This window comes from Anaerobiospirillum sp. NML120511 (assembly GCF_023050955.1).
GTDB lineage: Bacteria > Pseudomonadota > Gammaproteobacteria > Enterobacterales > Succinivibrionaceae > Anaerobiospirillum.
This window is the reverse complement of record NZ_JALKIK010000024.1, coordinates 21,376-39,024: the sequence shown is the minus strand read 5'-3', so window position 1 is coordinate 39,024 and position 17,649 is coordinate 21,376. Positions and strand designations below refer to the sequence as shown.

The following is a 17,649-nucleotide window of genomic DNA, read 5'->3' as shown; positions in this document are numbered from 1 at the left end:
TTAAAAGGACAGGCAGCCTGTACAAATCAGGCGCCGGAAAAGAATTTCTGGCCGGCTTGCGTTTCAGTAACATGAAGCTGAAACATGGGGGATAAACACCAGGCGGCGGCCACGCCTGCGGAAACCGCAATAAGAGGATAAAACGGACAGCCCCGGAGTAATTCAGACTCAGGATCAGGCTCATTGCGGTCTTGGCTGCCGCATAAGGCCAGTTAACAGCGCATCTGAAGACAGGGCATAATCTGCTATTTGCTAACCTGATTAATTAAATAGATTTCCTGGACATGATAAAAATGCCACTCTCTTTTGCGATCACAAGTGCTAACTTTAGCGCAAATCTGAAAAAATGATAGCTCAAAAGGCAAAACAAATCACATTTTTTTCTCATAAACTGTGCTAATCCATTAGCAAAACTAATGGATATATCAGTCGATGAGCACACTCCAGCACCAGGTACCATGACAAGGCCGCATGTCCATGGGCTTTGCCCCGGTGACCGGGCCCGGGCACCGGGGCAAAGCATGGGGCTGGTCCGGGAGCGACCTGGCCTGTGATGGACGGCCCCGCTGCCGCAAAATAAAGAGCCCCGCTGATGCGGGGCTTTGTTTTATGGTCATGGCAGAGCCTAAGGCCGGGCTGCGCCTTCAAGCGCTGCCTGTGCCTGAGCCGGGGCCGGCTGCACTTTCTGGTAGAGCTCAATACCGGTATTGGCAAGATCCTCACCAAGGTCGCGCAGCAGCGCGCCCAGACCACGAATCTTGTAGCAGCTCTGACGGGCGCGGGCTATGTCCTCCTGATGGGCATAGTAGGACTTTACGGCCGGGGCATCACGGGGAACATTGTCCTCGGTTACCACATCAAGGCGTATCGGCGAGCCATGGACCTCGGAGAGCCTTTGCTCAATCTTCGGCAAAATGGCCTCACCCAGAGTAGAGAACTCGTCATTGCGCGAAATGACCATATGCCACAGGGACGGATCACTGCTGTCAATGCGTCGGGCCGAGCGTACCAGAGTTGAGTACTCAAGGCCATGCTGGGGATAGGCTTTGACAATAAGGGCATACCACTCATCATCACGGCCAATGACATCAAGATAGTCATCATCCACACTGCGACGCCAGCCTGGCAGCTCACCTGATCCGGCCATGCCCACAGCGGTACTGATTACGGTATCGGTACCCTCTACAGGAACAGCCTGAACAAACTCAGGATCCTGATTTAAGGCCATATCAGCAGCAAGGTTGCTGCCCTGACTCATATAGCCGTCATAGCCCTCGCCATCATCAAAGCTGCCATAGTCCATCATGACATCAGGTGGCGGGGCATAGCCTTCATCTTCATACCTGTCTTCAAAATGACTGACGTAATCAGCTGGCGGCTCCATGACCCTGCCACCAGGACCACGGCCTGGGCCACCCTGTTGTCCACCCTGAGGCATGCCTGCAGGAGGCATGGCAGCCGGATGCCCGGCAGGCGGCATGCCCACAGGTGGCTGACCTGACGGGCGGCCCACCGGTGACATACCGGCTGGCTGGCCCATGGCCCGAGCCTGGGCCGGTGGCTGGCCCATGGTCTGAGCCTGGCCCATGGCCTGGGCCGGACGAGCCGCAGGCGCCCCCTGAGGCGGCATGCCTGCAGGGGCAGCCTGTGGCATCTGGCCGACAACTGGCTGCGCGGCTGCCGGGACAGGCGCTGCAGGCTGTTCGGCAGCGCAACGGCGCTGATAAATCTCATTGAGGGCGGCGCTGGTGCCGGACATCAGGCGCAGCAGACTGAGCGGCATGAGCTCAGGGTCAGAGGTGGCCTCAATGCTTCTGCCGGTGCTGGCAATGCGGGCAGCAAAATCCTTAAAGGCCTGATCAGATTGCTCCTTGCGGGCTTTGGCTTCCTGGATTTTGGCCATCATTACAGCCATCAGGGCTGTGGTGCCCTCATCAGGCAGAGTCTTGCCCCAGGCATTTACCAGTGTGCCCTTGAAAATGCAGCTCTCTGCTGACTCTTCGCTCTTTTCACCTCCTGCCATGAGGAAGTTGTTATCACTCATGCGGGTAAGCTTTTCAAGCTTTGGCCTGTGCACCTTGATCTCAGTGTCATCAATGGCAATTACCTGGCTGCGGCCCATCAGCTCCCATGGAGATGGACCGGTATTGGCGCCAGTAAGCTCGATGTTTTTGGCGATTTTGGCCTCAAGGAAGCCAAGGGTATCAAGAGCTGCCTTGCCCATGGACTGAGCCAGAGCCTGCTGCTCTTCTTTGTTGTGAGTATGGCTGGCCCTGGCAGCAAGGCTGCTGAGCAGAGCAGCGGACTGCTGAGCTCTGGCATCCTCAGCTGAAACATCAGCCTTGCCATCGGCACGCAGTACGCCACTTTCAGGATTAACAATGCTCTTATCCTGAGCCTGAGCTGCGATGTCCATGGAGGCGCCTGACTGCTGCGCCGCTGCGGTATCAAAGCCGCTGCTGCCGCCCTCGGCATGATCATGGCCACCAGCCCCGTCGGTCAGATCTCCAGCGGCATCAGCCATGGCGTCCGCTGCCGGGGTGACAGCCGCTGCGGCTGCAGCGGCATCTTGAGCACCAGGTGCTGGAGCGGCTGCGCTCACTGCTGGCGCAGGCATCAGGTCGTCGTCCTCGTCAGCAGCCTCGGCAGCTGCGGCCGCAAGGCTCAGAGAAACAGGCTTAACCTCGGCCATAACCTCAGCTGACAGCGCACTGCCACCGGACAGATCAGCTGACGGACGGGTGCTCTTGCCCTCTTTTGCCGCTGCCGCTATGGCTGCGCTCTTTTGCCATGCGTTCTGATCCTTAAGCAGAGTACGGCTGTCTGAATCACCCATGTGCCATGGTGGCAAGTCGCTGTCAGGTACGGTGGCAGCTGCCCCCTGCACGCCTGCTGATGCAGCTGCTGCAGCGGCGACATCAGTCACAGCCTGTAAGGCAGCCTGCTTATCTGATTTTGCCGCTGCACTCAGAGCTCCGCCGTCGTCAGCGTCGGAGGCTGTCCCATGGAGCGCAGCGCCCTCAGCATTTGGAGTAATTTCCGGGGCTGATGATACCGGAGTAATCTCACCTAATTGAGCTGCTGGTGGCTCACTGATGCTCAGGTCAGAAAAGCTGGTACCCATAATGTCATCGACAGAGGAGTCCAGCTCATCAAAGCCCTCATCATCAGCAAGATTCGAGGCAATGCCCTCAAGGGCCTTGCGGGCATTATCGGTACGGGCAACAGTGCGCTTTGCCTTAACCTCAGGAGCTGCAGCTGCAGCAGCCTGGTTGTCCTCAGACCCTGAGGACAGAGATACAGGTGTAAAGCCGGCCGCGATCTCCAGGGTAGCCCCGGAAGCGGCACCACTGTCAGCTGCTGCAGTGACCACCTCATCACCATGAGGCTGCTCCTCAGCATCAGAGCGGGCATCTTCCTTGGACGATCCGGCGTCCTCGCCCCCTGCAGCTGCAGGTGCAACACTGTCTGCAGCTGTGCTGGCAGCATCTGCAGAAGCATCAGCAGCGGCGCCATCACCCTCTGCCAGAGCGGCATCAGCGCCGGCATCTGCCTGAGTGGCCTCACTGCCGACCTCAGCCTGAGCTTCAGCTGCAGCTTCAGCTGCAGATGCAGACTCACTGCTGTGCACCTGGGCATCAGCAATTGACTGCCCGGCAGCCTGAGCATCCTGAACAGCCTCAGCTGGCTGTGCCTGACCGGCTGCGGCGGCCTGGTCCTGATCCTCAGTGGCGTCAGCGGCCGGGGCCGGACCTGATGGCAGCTCTTCTATGGAACCAAGGTTGCTGGCGTCATTGTTTTCAAGGGATACGGATCCGGCAAACTGAGCGCCCAGATGGTGCTCACTGCCTACCTGATAACCATGGTGGTCTACCTGATCAAATACAAAATCGTCAGCGTCATCGGCGCTGCTGTCAGCGGCCGCTGTGGCAGCGGCGGTGCCGGCTGCGGCTGCGGCCGGGCTTATGGACAGGTCACTGCCTGAGGCGCCCTGTGCTGCCGGGGTGCTCTGAGGCAGGCCCGTGCCTGGTGGCAGGCCGTTGGCCCTGTTTTCATTAATGGTGTTAAAGCCGCTGATGACATTGCTGAGGTTGAGCAGCTCGGCATTGGTGTCCTTGACGCGGCTGTTTTTAATGGCTGTCTGGTTGCTGCGCTCATGGGAGCTGTCCAGCACAACAAAGTAATCGAGCACGCGGGCGGCCATCTCGGTATAGTGGCGGCGCTCCTCCATTTCCTGCTGGACCCTGACCGGATCCTCAGCATGAGCATTGAGCTCAAGATAACGGGTATTAAATCCTACTCCGCCCTTGTGTATAGTCTCCAGATCGCGGGCCTGATCGCTGTAATCAAAGCGTGAAGTAGTATCGATTTTCTTGCGGCCGTCAAAGCTGCCGGCCATGGCCTTACCGCCAGGCTGGCCGGTGCCGTCCTGACCATCATGGTCATCATAGTCATCAGCGCCATGATCAAGAGAGGCAAGAGCCTCGCTGTCATCGGCTGCGTCGCCGGCGGCGGCGCCTGCGGAGCTTGCGGTGGCGCCTGCGGAAGCAGCGGCAGCGGCCTGCTCCATGGCAAGGCGGGCATTGGAGGCTATCAGGGCGGCACGCTGAGCCGGAGTTGGCAGGGTATGACCTTCACCCAGGCTGCCCTCGGCTCCCTGGCCCTCGTGGTAATAGCCGATATTACTGCCTATGTCCTTGCGCGGCTGGCTGGAGTTTTTGTCAGGGTCTATTCCAAGGCTGTGCTGCAGCTGCTCAAGATTGCGCTTCTGATTGCTGTTATTACGCTGCTCCTGACTTAAGGAAGCACGGGCTGAGGCCACGACGGCCTGACTGGCACTGAGAGTCTGAGCCAGGCGGATGATTTCCTCGCGCTGCTGAACGTTAAAGCCCAGCTGAGCGCTCAGGCTGTCAATGCAGCGCTCGCACTCCTGAGGACCTTTGGTAATAGCCTGCAGCAACATGCGGGTATCGCCCTGACCAAGAGGGCGAATGGACGGGGCCGGGGCAGCAGCGCCGGCTACGCCAGCAGCGGCGCCAGCGGCTGCAGCGGCAGCCGGGCTGGCGGTGCCCTGGGCATTGATGGCAGCGGCCTCCTGATGAAGAGCGGCAATAGCGGCAGCTGAGGCATTTCTGGCAGAGCCGGGCATCAGACCGCCCAGTTCGCTTGCCAGCATGGAGGTGGGATCAAAAGGCGCAGCTGAGCTGCCGGTCAGGCCTTGAGCCCCCGGAGCTGCTGAAGAGATAAGGGATGAGACAGAAGGGGTGGCTACTGTGTTTAATTCACCGCGCCAGAGTTTTTTTTTTCAGGGGTAAAGGCCAGCAGACGCAGCAGTGTCATCTCAAAAGCACTGCGACCATCGGTGGCATACTGATACTCCTGAACGCCCTCAAGCACAATCTGATAGTAAAGCTGAATCTGCTGAGGGGTAAATACAGGGGCATACTGCTCAAGCAGCTGACGGTTGATGGAAAAGACTTCCAGATCAGTGCGGCCAATGAGCTGATAGAGGGCCAGGTCATGAAAGGCAATGACCAGCTCATCAAGCAGTGAGCGGTAATTTGGAGCCTTCTGGCGCAGCTCTTCGAGCAAAGTGGCAAAGGTCATGTTCACGGCTGCAGCAGCATTGTCAGCCGGGGCAGCCTCGCCGCCTGCGGCAGCGGCTGCTGCGTCGGCAGCGGCTGCGCCAGCACTGGCTGCAGCGGCCTGAGACGGAGCGCACAGCATCTGCAGTATGGCACCGGTAAAGGAATCACCGGCTGTGCCCAGCATGGAGTAGACAGTGGCGGTCTCAAGTTTGCCATTGCCAAGGGCGACAGCCTGGTCGCAAAGAGACAGGGCGTCACGCATGGAGCCACGGGCGGCACGGGCAATGGCCAGCACGGCCTCGGCCTCAAAAGGAATGTTTTCCTTGCCGCAGACAGATCTGATCTGCCCCTGAATCTGATCCATGTTCAGAGCACGCAGCTGGAACTGCAGACAACGTGAGAGCACAGTGGTAGGAATCTTGTGCGGATCAGTGGTAGCCAGAATGAATTTGACGTAGGCAGGCGGCTCCTCAAGGGTCTTGAGCAGAGCATTGAAGCTGCTGGTAGTGAGCATGTGCACTTCGTCAATGATGTAAATCTTGTAGCGGGCGTGAATAGGCGGGTACTGGGTATTCTCCAGCAGCTGACGGGTATCGTCCACCTTGGTCTGGGAGGCGGCGTCGATTTCGATAACATCAGGGAAAACGCCGGCGGTAATACCCTCACAGGCCTCACACTTGCCGCATGGGTGAGAGCTTACGCCCTCCTGACACTGCAGAGCTTTGGCAAAGATTCTGGCAATGGTGGTCTTGCCGATACCACGGGTACCGGTAAACACATAGGCATGGTGGGTCTTGCCACTGTCAATAGAGTGAGCCAGGGCCTTTAAGACGTGCTCCTGTCCTACCACATCCTCAAAATTCTGAGGGCGGTATTTACGGGCCAGGGCCAGGTACTCAACTTCTGATTGCATTGCCATAGAAATCCTTGGTGATAAAAGTCAGAAAAACCCAAGCCCCAAACAGCAGATTAAGACTGTTTCGGGCTTGGGGTCTCATTATGTCAGGCCCTGCCATGCGCATCTTCTGCGCCCTGGGCAGGGCTTAATTGCACCGGTACAGGCGATTCTTGCCACCCGGCCGCCGCCCTGGTTTATGCAGGGCATAGGGGGCCGTCCGGGGTGGCCACGGTAGCCATGGCGGCCATGGCGGCCGGAGCCTGGTGGCGCTGACGGGGACTAGTGGCCTGGGAAATCAAGCAGGCCAAAGCTGTCTACGCCGCATTCGGCCTTGATTTTATCACAGCCCCCCAGATCGACCAAGTCGATAACAAAAGCGGCTCCCACTACCTGAGCGCCGGCTCGCTGTGCCAGTTTGATGGTGGCAATAATGGTACCGCCGGTGGCCAGCAGATCGTCTACGCACAGCACGCGCTCGCCTTCCTTGACTGAATCAACATGCATGTGCAGCTCATTGGTGCCGTACTCAAGCTGATACTCTTCTTTCATGGTCTCACGTGGCAGCTTGCCTGGCTTGCGTACCATGACAAAGCCGGCACCCAGACGGGCAGCCAGAGGAGCGCCAAAGACAAAGCCACGGGCCTCTGAGGACAGCACCTTGTCAATTTTGACATCCTTAAAGGCCTCATAGAGCATGTCAATGGTCAGACCAAAGGCGCGGGCATCTTCACACAGGGTGGTAATGTCACGAAAGAGGATGCCTGGAACAGGGTAATCCTGGATGCTGGTAATGGTCGACTTCATGTACTCAATCTTATTGTCAAAATCGCTGATACGACCACGCAGAATATTATGCATCTTTAACTCAAACCTCGTAATGTGACAGACGCCGTTGTTAAAACCACTCAGGCCCGCAGGGCACAGCAACATGACAGTCACCGCAGCCCCTGCCAGGGCAACCTCTCAGGCCGTCAGGGAGACCTCTGAGCCTGCCCTGACGGCCGCCCCATCACAGGCGCAGCTGCTGTGTTGCCGGCAAATAAACCTGATAAAACCGGGAAAGTGCTCTTTTCAGAGCGCAAAACACGATTATACCCCTACCATGGTCCTTTTAGAACAGTAAGCATGGCCCTCAGTCTCATATTGACGGGCCACATAGATACTTTTCCCGTGACTGCAATCATGGCACTGCCAGGTCACTGCCTGACTGATTGCCGGTCTATGGCGCCAGCGCCCGCACCTGCTCATGAAGCTGCCCCTGCGCCTGCAACTTCGGCAGTCCTTACGCCAGCGCCAGCACCTGCTCATAGAGCTGCCTCTGCGTCTGACACTGTGCAGGTACGGGCAGCTGACCTTGAGTCTGAGCTTGCACGTTCCCCGAATGCGCTGACAGGGTAAGGCCTGCGGCAGGCTCTGGGGCACGCTGGTGCGTTGCATAGCTGCCGGCTGCTGTATGACATCCCAAGGGACTTAAGGCAGAGAGCTGCATGACCGTATGCAGGCTGATAGCGGCTGCGCGCATGAGGCTGGGGCCAATAAAGTCTTGTTATGGGACGCAATATTTGTCACAATCAGCCTGAGCGCCGTGACCGGTAACGTAACCGGCGGCAGACTCACTTAGCAGAGCCTTGGTTAATGGCCGGGAACAGCTCAGGAGGCCGGAAAAGCATTTCCGGATGGCCTGGGCTTTTTTCAGCTCTGAAACAGGGAAAGCCGGCTCTGGCTTGTATTTATTGATACTGCAGTTACACACTGCTGCTACCTGAGCTCAGATCTTTTTCGCACCTCGCATTCTTATCACCTCCCCTTGAGCCAGCGCTCAGAGACCATGAGAATCTTGTGAATCTGGTCCTGGGCCACACGGGGCTGCCTGCTCAGCCTGTCCTGCATGTGCTGCCTGTTCAGCCTGTGCAGCCTGCCAAGCCTGGCGGGCCGGCGGGTGCATGGCAAGGGCCGGGGCCTTATGGCCTGTGGCTCCTGGGCTCCAGGCCTGTGGCCACGCAGGCCGCAGCCCGGTGGACCGGGGAATGGTTGAGGTGAGCCGCCAGGGGCAGCGGTGCTGTGACTGTGGATTGATTACAGGATTTTTGGCATGAGCGTATTTAATGTGGACTGGTGGGGCAATGGCTACTTTGAGGTTAATGAAAAGGGCCATGTCGAGGTCTGTCCTGATCCTGATGTCCCTGAGGCACGTGTAGACCTTGCTGAACTGGTAGCCTCACGTGAAAAGAGCGGCCAGCGTCTGCCGGCCCTGTTCTGCTTTCCGCAGATTCTCCCGCACCGCGTGCGTTCCATTAACCGCGCCTTCCGTCAGGCCCGTGACAATTATGGCTACAAGGGCGATTACTTTCTGGTTTTCCCTATCAAGGTCAATCAGCACCGCCGTGTAATTGAAAGCCTTACCCAGTCAGGTGAGCCCCTTGGCCTTGAGGCCGGATCCAAGGCTGAGCTCATGGTGGTACTGGCCCATGCCGGCCGCACCCGCAGCGTAATTGTCTGCAATGGCTACAAGGATCGTGAGTATATCCGTATGGCTCTCAATGGCGAAAAGCTGGGCCATAAGGTTTACATCGTTATTGAAAAACTCTCCGAGCTGCGCCTTGCCCTTGAGGAAGCCGAGCGTCTTGGTGTTACCCCGCGTCTTGGTGTCCGTGCCCGTCTGGCCTCTCAGGGTTCAGGCAAGTGGCAGGCATCAGGTGGTGAAAAGTCCAAGTTCGGACTGAGCGCCACTCAGGTACTCGACCTGGTAAAAGAGCTCAAGGATGCTGACAAACTCAACTCCCTGCAGCTTATCCACTTCCACCTTGGCTCCCAGATGTCCAATATCCGTGACATTGCCAATGGTGTACGTGAGTCAGCCCGTTTTTATGTGGAGCTGGTCAAGCTCGGCGCCCCTATTGACTGCTTTGACGTGGGCGGCGGCCTTGGTGTGGACTATGAAGGCACCCGCTCCCAGTCTGACGCCTCGGTCAACTACGGCCTTTGTGAGTACGCCAACAACATTATCTGGGCCATTGGTGATGCCTGTAAGGAACACAACATTCCTCAGCCTACAGTAATCACCGAGTCAGGCCGTGCCCTTACAGCCTATCACACCGTGCTGGTATCCAATGTCATTGGTGTGGAGCGTGTCTGCCAGCTGCCAGATGTGGTGGAGCCTGCTGCCGATGCCCCAAGACCACTGCGCTCCATGTGGAATACCTGGAATCTCATGCACGAGAGCAAGCAGCACCGCTCCCTGCGTGAGTGGCTGCATGACAGTCAGCTTGATCTCAATGACGTGCACCATGGCTTTGTGGTGGGTGACTACTCCCTCGAGGATCGTTCCTATGCTGAGCAGATGTACCTTTCTATCTGCTCTGAGCTCAGGAAAATGCTCGATCCGCTTAACAAATCGCACCGCATTCTCATTGATGAGCTTGAAGAGCGCATGGCTGACAAGCTTTATGTCAACTTCTCGCTTTTCCAGTCCCTGCCTGATGCCTGGGGTATTGATCAGCTCTTCCCTGTCATGCCGCTTGAATTTCTCAATCAGCCTATGACCCGCCGTGCCGTACTGCTTGATATCACCTGTGATTCAGACGGTGCCATCAAGCACTATATGGACGGAGATGATGTGTCCAACACCATGCCATTTCCTGAGTATGACTCGGACAATCCGCCATATATAGGCTTTTTCATGGTGGGAGCCTATCAGGAGATTCTGGGCAATATGCACAATCTCTTTGGCGATACCGAGGCTGTTGATGTTTACGTCAATGAAGATGGCAGAGTGCGCCTGCGCCTCAGTGACGAGGGCGATACCGTAGCTGACATGCTGCAGTATGTTCAGCTCGATCCGTCAAAGCTGCTCAACGAATTTACCCGCGAAGTACGCGACAGTGGTCTTGATGAGAAGCTGCAGCGTCAGTTCATCAATGACTTTAAGACCGGCCTGTATGGCTATACCTACCTTGAGGAGGATCAGATTTCATGAGTCAGTGCCAGCAGATTTTCCAGACCCTTGGCAATAAGGAAGACACCTCTCTGGTAGCCAACAGCTTTGGCTACCTGCGCAGCCCTCTGGTCTTTAATCCTTATGAGGCCACTGCTGACGTGGCCATTACCGGCGTACCTTTTGATATTGCCACTTCAGGCCGCTCAGGATCACGCTTTGGACCTCAGGCAATACGTGCCATTTCCACCCAGCTTGACTGGGAACACTGCCGCTATCCATGGGATTTCTGTCTCAAGGACCGTCTGAACATCATCGACTGTGGTGATCTTGTCTACTCCTTTGGTGATGCCCGCTCCATGGCCAGCGCTCTTGAGACCCACACCTTAAAGCTGCTGCAAAGCGGCAAGACCTGCCTTACTTTCGGCGGCGATCACTTTGTGACCCTGCCACTGCTGCGTGCCCATCACAGACACTTCTGCAAGGACGGCGGCAAGCTCTCCCTGCTGCACTTTGATGCCCACTCTGACACCTACTCCAACGGTTCAGATGCCGACCACGGCACCATGTTCTACCACGCACCAATGGAAGGTCTTATCGACCCTGAGCATTCAGTACAGGTAGGCATACGTACCGAGTATGACAAGTCCCTGGGCTTTAACGTACTGCACGGCGCCCTTGCCAACGACATGAGCGTTGAGGACATTGTGGCCTCCATCGAAAAGACTGTAGGCTCCAACCCTGTCTATCTGACCTTTGATATTGACTGCCTTGATCCGGCCTTTGCCCCTGGCACCGGCACTCCAGTGTGTGGTGGTCTGTCCACCGACAGGATTCTCAAGATCATCCGTGGTCTTAAGAACATCAACATTGTAGGCTACGATGTCATGGAGGTCGCCCCTGTCTACGACCACGGCGAAATCACCTCCCTGGCCGCCGCCACCCTGGCCCTGGACATGCTTTATCTGCACGCCTCAAAGCGCGCCTGATAAGCCCGCAGCCCGTCATGGCAAGGGCACGTCCCCGGCTCCGGGGCACTGCTCAGGGCCATCGCTCAGTGCCATGGCCCTGAGGCAAGGCCCTTAGGCTGGGCCCCTGGCCATGGCCATGGCGGGCCGCCCCGTCCGGCAGCAGCCATTGACTATGGCATGGCTGCGCCGGGCGCCTCCCTTTTTGTGTCTGTCTTTGTTTTCACCTGTTGATCAAGAGCCCGTAAAGTGACTGACAAAACCATTCCCTGCCTGCACCCGCGTGCTGTAATCTTTGACCTCGATGGCACTCTGCTGGACACAGCTCCGGACATTATTGGCGCCTGTAATGCCACTCTGGAACACTTTGGCTATAAGAGCCTTGATGAAGAGCTGGCCCGCACCAGAGTAACTGCAGGCATGCGTGAAATGCTCAAGCTGGGCATACCTGAGGATGAGCACGCCAGTGCTGACATTTCAGGAGCCATGCGCTCTTACTTTGCCCAGTACTACATGGACCATATCAACGATCGCACCACAGCTTTTGAGGGCATGACCGCCCTGCTCGATGACATGAAGAAGGCAAATATCAAAATAGCCGTGGTTACCAACAAATACATTGAAATGGCCGAGAAGCTGCTCAAAAACTACAGCTTTTACAGTGATTTGAGCGTGGTTCTGGGCTGCGACAGCGTAGCTAACAGCAAGCCTCACCCTGAGCCGGTCTTAAAGGCCCTCAACATGATGAATATCGGCCCTTACGATGCTGTCTATATTGGCGATCACCTCAATGACATCATAGCGGCCAACCGGGCCCGCACCCGCTCAGCTGCAGCCCTGTGGGGTTATGGAGCCCGCGAGTGCGGCCATCCTGAAAACTGGTTTGCCCACTTCATGCTCAGGGACACAGCTGACCTGCGCGCCCTGTGCCTCAAGGACTGACGCCGTCAGCAACCGTCACCAGGGCCATGAGCATTGCCCGGGGCATGACGTGCCATGACGAGACCTACATGGCCGGACGTGCTATGCCCGCCGACCTGGCCTGACGTGCCATGGCCGTCGGCATGGCTCCAGATACGCCGGCAAAGCACATAAGTACGCGCGGATCTGGCTGACAGTTTCAGTCGCGCGTGCTTTTTGGGGCATGGCCCTTAAATTATGGCCAATTTATTTATGCTGTGACATAATGTGACAGACTGCACAGCATCTGCATCTGATAACCGGGAGAAAGTTGGGATAGTTTTTCTTCTCAGATGCAGGCAAAAAAAGCCATGATCAGCCCTGGTCTGCCCGGAGCTGAGTCTTGCTGCAGCCATATAGTTGTTGGCAGCTCCCTGTTTTTCAGGCTGCAGGTCCATTCAGAGTATTTATATGCGCTTTTCATCACTGACAGCATGTGTGCCTGGTTTATCCGTCTCCAAATGTCTTGCCACAGTTGCAGCCACTGCTGTCACCGCTTCACTTCTTTCCCCTGCCCAGGCAGCCCGTGTCTATGATCAGGAAAATGTCTCCCTTGATCTCTTTGGCCACGTCCGCACCATGGTCGTAAACGATGGTGCATGGTACGACCTTACCGGCAACAGCTTCAATGAAACCACCTCATACAGCTCCGCCCGCCTGGGTCTTGGTGCCCGCAGCAGCATTGCCACCGGTCTTGATGCCATTATGATGGCCCAGTGGGAAACCGGTGTTGATGCCAATGGCAATGAAGGCGCCCTTAACGATACTGAATATCTGTTTGCCGGTCTTGATGCCTGGCAGTACGGTACTTTAATGGCCGGTCGCGGCGATGGTGCCTACTATAATGTGGTCGGTGCTACAGACATTTTCACTGTACTGGACACAAGCGCTTCAGACTACTATATGCTCGGTAATCAGCGTCCTGCCCAGATCATGTATTCTCTGCGTGGCCTGAGCTGGGATCTCAAGTTCTCCTGGCTCTTTGCCAGCGAGCCTCTTGGTCATACTCCCATGACCATTGACCATGGCCTGGCCGCCTCCATCTCCACCAAATTTGGAGACAAGGTAACCCTTTCCTACGGTATTGACTACTACAAGTTCAAATACACTCAGGCTGTAACCCCGGCCTCTCATGATTTCTTTGCCACCATGATGCAGGCTGACGGCTATGATGCTGCCACAGCTGCCGAACGTGCCGCTCATACTTCCCCTGGAGGCAAAAAGGAATACGGTGCCTCTCTGTCATACGGCAGCCTCGGTCAGGGACTGTATGCTGCAGCCGTCTTAAGTGCCACTGCTTACGACTATCTGCATCACCACATCTATACCGTGGATACGGCAGTCAATTACAGCTTTGAAAACGGTGTCTGGCTGAGCCTTGGCTATGGACACAAGCAATATGAGTCTGTAAAGGTACTGTCAGCTCTGACCATGGGCATGGGCTGGAATATCACCCCGGCCGTAAAGGTCTTTGCTGAAGCTCAGTTTGACCTTGACAGTGAAACTGCCCAGTTCTACGGAGCAGACCTTGCCCGCACCCTTAACTGGAATGAGGACAAGGTGGCAGCGGGCCTGCAGTATTCATTCTGACGGATGTTGCCCGATTTGCTGTCAGTATCCTTGTATGAGGACGTACTGTCTGTCCATGGGCCAGATGCCGTCCAAGGACCGAATGCCATCCAAGTACCGAATGCCGTCCAAGGACCAGGTGCCGTCCAGGGACCGAATGCCGTCCATGCCATGGTATGCCTGGCTGATATCACTGTCCTCAGACATCCCCAGATAAGGCAGTGAGACCTTCCTGGACCAGATACCGTCCATGAAATGGTGTGCACACCCGGATGTCAGGTCGCGGCACAAATGCTTTTAATACACACGCGGCGCCAGAAACCACCGTATTTTAGCCATCTTAATCAGGCACTATCCTATTTGCCTTAGAACTGTGGTATCATTTCCGCGCTAAACATTAACTTTTTAGAGAACTTCAACATGTCCAAACTGGGTGCTTTACTTAAAGTCAGCGCATTAGCTGGTGCCTTAGCTTTAGCTTCAGGCGCTTATGCTGCATCATTTAAGGTTCCTGTGAATTATTCTGTAGAGCTGGTAGATGGCCAGAAGTCTGACTTCGGTTACAACCGCTTCAGCCGTACCATTACTCTCAGCCCAGGTCGTCACCAGATTGTGATGTTGTTTGAAGGCACTTTTGGCAACGCCCGTGACTCCCGTCTTTACCAGGCTGCCAATCCAATCGTTGTAGATATTGCCAACATTCCTGACAACGCCGAATACACCTTTACCTACAATATGCCACGCGACAATCGCGAGGCTGAGGCTTACACCCGCTCCCAGAAGATCAACCTGATCAATGCCAGTACCAAAGCTGCCCTGTCCCCAGAGGAGGCCAGCTACTACATCCTGACTTCTGATTCCGGTTTTGCCATCTTACGTGACTACCGTGAGGATCTGGCCTCCGTAGGCCGTCTGTACGCTCCGGCCAAGGTCTTTGCTGAAATGGCCAACGATGACCGCACCGGTGTAACCGCTGAAAACGTTCCTACCGTCAAGGCCCGCGAGGGTGGATCAGCCGCTGCCATTGCTGCAGGTGCTGCCGCTGCCGCTCCTACAGTTCAGGCCACCTCAAAGAAGGCCAACACAGCTACAGTAATGAACGCTGAATTTGACCAGCTGGTTCAGCTCTACGAGGCAGCTGACGACGCCACCAAGCTCAAGTTCGTAAAGTACATCATGTCCCACTGATAAGCACCCTGCGGACATGATTACAGCGCTGACGCGCACAGGCCCTCCCCCGGAGGGCCTTATCATTTGTGCCCCTCCGCAATCCCCCACACCAGCTCCCCATCGCTCATCCTGGCTATCCCTCTCATCCTGGCTATCCCGCTCCTCATCCCGTTCATCCCGGACATCGGCTGTCATAGCCATCAGCGCAAGCAATTCCAGCATCCTCGACCGTCAGGCCGTCAATCATCCCTGCCATCAGGACAGTCATAACAACCGACCCGGATCTCAGCCAGCCATTCTGGCCCCCTCAATCGTCAGGAACGCAGGCTTATCAGTACCACCACGCCTCGCCCTGCTGCCACTTCTGCCACTGCTGCCACTGCTGAACCGGCAGCCCTGTTGACCGCATCTGTGCCCATAATTTTGAGCCCTGTACAGCAATTGCTTCCCAAAATTTACTACCAGAGAATTACTCATGCATTGCACCATATTGCACACGTTTGCAGCAAAATCATCGTCATGAGCCCTGAGAGGGTATTTAATCACAGGATTATTTGAGCAAATAAATCACTTCCTGGTACTTTAGCGGGCACTGACAGAGCCCCAGGCCAATGGCAACGTTTGCCTTACAGCCAGGATACTATGCCCGCTATCGGGGGTGTTACCTCTGCCTCTATGTGGCTGCTGCCATACCATACAGCCCCCTGCATGCCGGGCTAATGCACAATGCTGCGGCTCATGAGGCAAGGAGACCCGGTAGAACCAGGAGCTTGCAGCACTGCCAATGCTGGGACTAAGTCATTTGGGCCTGCAGTCATGTATCCGCTGTTTCAGCGCAGCTGAAATGAAAACTGGCTCAGGCTGCCACAGGCTTCAGATCTGATGAATGCAGCGTAAGCTGCTGTTCTTTGCGCTGTCGCTCCTGCCCTGTCTCTGTTCTTGCCCTTGAGCTGTCCCTGTTCTTGCCCTTGACACTGCCCCTGCTATTGGCACTGCCACAGCTCTTTCACATGCTCTTACCCTTGTTTTGCTCTTGCTATTGCCATTGCATCTGTACCATGTTCTTGCCCTCATGGTGCTTCATCGGCACGGTAACGTCTGTCTTGAGACGCTTTCTTTCAGGCAAAAGAAAGGCGGGGACCAGCCCCGCCTTGAAATAATTCGTTAAGCAAATTCTGTATTTTACTGGCCCTGACTAAGGAGGCTCAGAGCAATGGTAGGACGCTGATTGGCCTGTGCCAGAACAGTCTGGGAAGCCTGCTGAATAATGTTATTGGCAGTCAGGGCTGCGGTCTCTTCGGCAAAATCTGTGTCTCTGATTCTGCTGCGGGCATCAGACTCATTTTCAGAGATGGAAGCCTGGTTGCGAATAGTACTTTCCATACGATTTTGGAGAGCACCCAGCTCAGCACGCTTGGTATCAACAGCCTGAATGGCCTTGTCGATATTGGCCAGAGTGTTGGTAGCTGTCTGAGCGGTAGATACGGACCATCTTACAACACTGCCGCCAGCGCCATCAGGAATGTAAAGACCATTGCCAGCATTCTTATTACCGGCAGTCAGACCGGCCTGAGCAGCAATGCCTGACATGGAGAAGCCTTTATCCCACACCAGTGACAGCACGTCACCGGCATTGGCACCTACCTGGAAAACAATCTTAGCTGCCTGGTTATTAGCACCGCTTGGAATTAAGCTGTTTGGGTTCTTAAGGTGATCCTTATTGTTGTTTGGATCACGTGGGCCGTTAAGAACGGTCTGGCCGGCAAAGGTGGTCTGACGGGCAATACGGGTGATTTCATCAGACAGCTGGGTCACTTCTTCCTGCAGAGCCTTACGGTCTGACTCGGAATTGGTGCCGTTGGCTGCCTGTACGGCCAGCACACGAATGCGCTGGAGCATACTGGTGGTTTCGTCCAGAGCACCTTCGATGGTCTGGGCCAGAGCAATGCCGTCATTGGTGTTGCGGTTGCCCTGATTGAGGCCGTTAATCTGAGAGGTAAGGCGGTCGGAAATCTGCAGACCGGCGGCATCGTCCTTGGCAGAATTAATTCTCAGACCTGAGGAGAGACGCTGGTAGCTGGTGTTTAAAGCCAGGGTGGAGTTCGACAATTTGCGCTGGGCATTGATGGAACTGACATTGGTATTAACGTAAAGTGCCATTTGTTTCTCACTTAGTCAGGGAACTAAGGGGAGCAAAACCACATAATCCTGACTTCCAATTTCACAATCAGAAGATTAATTCTTCTCTCATTACCCCCGTAAGAGCACCAATTGTGCCAACATCATAAAATTACATTATGCCTTGCCTTTTTTACGCCATTTTTTCATCACAGCGTGCCAGGTCCGCGCTGCTTTGCCTCTTATAAAGTGTCAGTTTTTCGCACATAAAGTACCAGTCTCCTATCTCACCAGATAATAAATGCGGGTCATCCCCGCCTGACTGGCACGGCTGTGAGCGCCATATGCTTTCTAAAACCAGCCTGGCAGCACCTGGTAAAATCAGGAAGTTTCGGCCATAACCTGCAGCTGCCCTGCCTGTGTCATAACAATACAGCAAGGACA

The 17,649-nt window shown here is 55.7% G+C and carries 9 protein-coding genes and 1 pseudogene; 5 read left to right on the top strand and 5 right to left on the bottom strand.

What is annotated here, in order from left to right; genetic code table 11:
* Positions 1-625: 625 nt before the first annotated feature.
* The 4 genes and pseudogenes from MXE39_RS07985 to apt form a co-directional block, all read right to left on the bottom strand.
* A complete protein-coding gene (locus MXE39_RS07985; protein WP_246977112.1) occupies positions 626-5,176 on the bottom strand; it encodes a hypothetical protein in 4,551 nt (1,516 codons plus the stop codon).
* Between the two features lie 101 nt (positions 5,177-5,277).
* Positions 5,278-5,607 (bottom strand): hypothetical protein, encoded by a 330-nt coding sequence (locus MXE39_RS13090; protein ID WP_348647474.1) that lies wholly within the window; start codon positions 5,605-5,607, stop codon positions 5,278-5,280.
* Between the two features lie 102 nt (positions 5,608-5,709).
* Positions 5,710-6,501, bottom strand: a pseudogene (gene dnaX, locus MXE39_RS13085) (DNA polymerase III subunit gamma/tau); the annotation flags it as partial.
* A gap of 264 nt (positions 6,502-6,765) precedes the next feature.
* Positions 6,766-7,344 (bottom strand): adenine phosphoribosyltransferase, encoded by a 579-nt coding sequence (gene apt, locus MXE39_RS07975; protein ID WP_247073926.1) that lies wholly within the window; start codon positions 7,342-7,344, stop codon positions 6,766-6,768.
* A gap of 1,234 nt (positions 7,345-8,578) precedes the next feature.
* Here apt and speA point away from each other — a divergent pair.
* From speA to MXE39_RS07950, 5 genes are all read left to right on the top strand, one after another.
* Entirely contained in the window at positions 8,579-10,462 is a 1,884-nt protein-coding gene (gene speA, locus MXE39_RS07970) for a biosynthetic arginine decarboxylase (protein WP_246977114.1), read from the top strand.
* Complete coding sequence (gene speB, locus MXE39_RS07965; protein ID WP_246977115.1) at positions 10,459-11,409, top strand: agmatinase; 951 nt, start codon at positions 10,459-10,461, stop codon at positions 11,407-11,409. The genes speA and speB overlap by 4 nt, the downstream gene beginning before the upstream one ends.
* A gap of 228 nt (positions 11,410-11,637) precedes the next feature.
* Complete coding sequence (locus MXE39_RS07960) at positions 11,638-12,330, top strand: HAD family hydrolase (protein WP_246977116.1); 693 nt, start codon at positions 11,638-11,640, stop codon at positions 12,328-12,330.
* Between the two features lie 456 nt (positions 12,331-12,786).
* Positions 12,787-13,938 (top strand): porin, encoded by a 1,152-nt coding sequence (locus tag MXE39_RS07955; protein ID WP_246977117.1) that lies wholly within the window; start codon positions 12,787-12,789, stop codon positions 13,936-13,938.
* A gap of 399 nt (positions 13,939-14,337) precedes the next feature.
* The gene (locus tag MXE39_RS07950; protein WP_246977118.1) at positions 14,338-15,105 is read left to right on the top strand and encodes a DUF2057 family protein; all 768 of its coding nucleotides are present in this window, start codon (positions 14,338-14,340) and stop codon (positions 15,103-15,105) included.
* Positions 15,106-16,269: 1,164 nt separating this feature from the next.
* On the opposite strand, the gene MXE39_RS07945 is transcribed toward MXE39_RS07950, so the two are convergent.
* Positions 16,270-17,247 carry a flagellin gene (locus tag MXE39_RS07945; RefSeq protein ID WP_246977119.1) on the bottom strand — a complete coding sequence of 326 codons (978 nt, stop codon included), beginning with the start codon at positions 17,245-17,247 and terminating at the stop codon, positions 16,270-16,272.
* Positions 17,248-17,649 lie beyond the last annotated feature (402 nt).

Excerpts from the sequence above, each read along its gene's own strand:
- MXE39_RS07985 (WP_246977112.1), bottom strand. The coding sequence starts at position 5,176 with ATGCTGGCAAGCGAACTGGGCGGTCTGATGCCCGGCTCTGCCAGAAAT.
- MXE39_RS13090 (WP_348647474.1), bottom strand. The coding sequence starts at position 5,607 with ATGACCTTTGCCACTTTGCTCGAAGAGCTGCGCCAGAAGGCTCCAAAT.
- apt (WP_247073926.1), bottom strand. The coding sequence starts at position 7,344 with ATGCATAATATTCTGCGTGGTCGTATCAGCGATTTTGACAATAAGATT.
- speA (WP_246977114.1), top strand. The coding sequence starts at position 8,579 with ATGAGCGTATTTAATGTGGACTGGTGGGGCAATGGCTACTTTGAGGTT.
- speB (WP_246977115.1), top strand. The coding sequence starts at position 10,459 with ATGAGTCAGTGCCAGCAGATTTTCCAGACCCTTGGCAATAAGGAAGAC.
- MXE39_RS07950 (WP_246977118.1), top strand. The coding sequence starts at position 14,338 with ATGTCCAAACTGGGTGCTTTACTTAAAGTCAGCGCATTAGCTGGTGCC.
- MXE39_RS07945 (WP_246977119.1), bottom strand. The coding sequence starts at position 17,247 with ATGGCACTTTACGTTAATACCAATGTCAGTTCCATCAATGCCCAGCGC.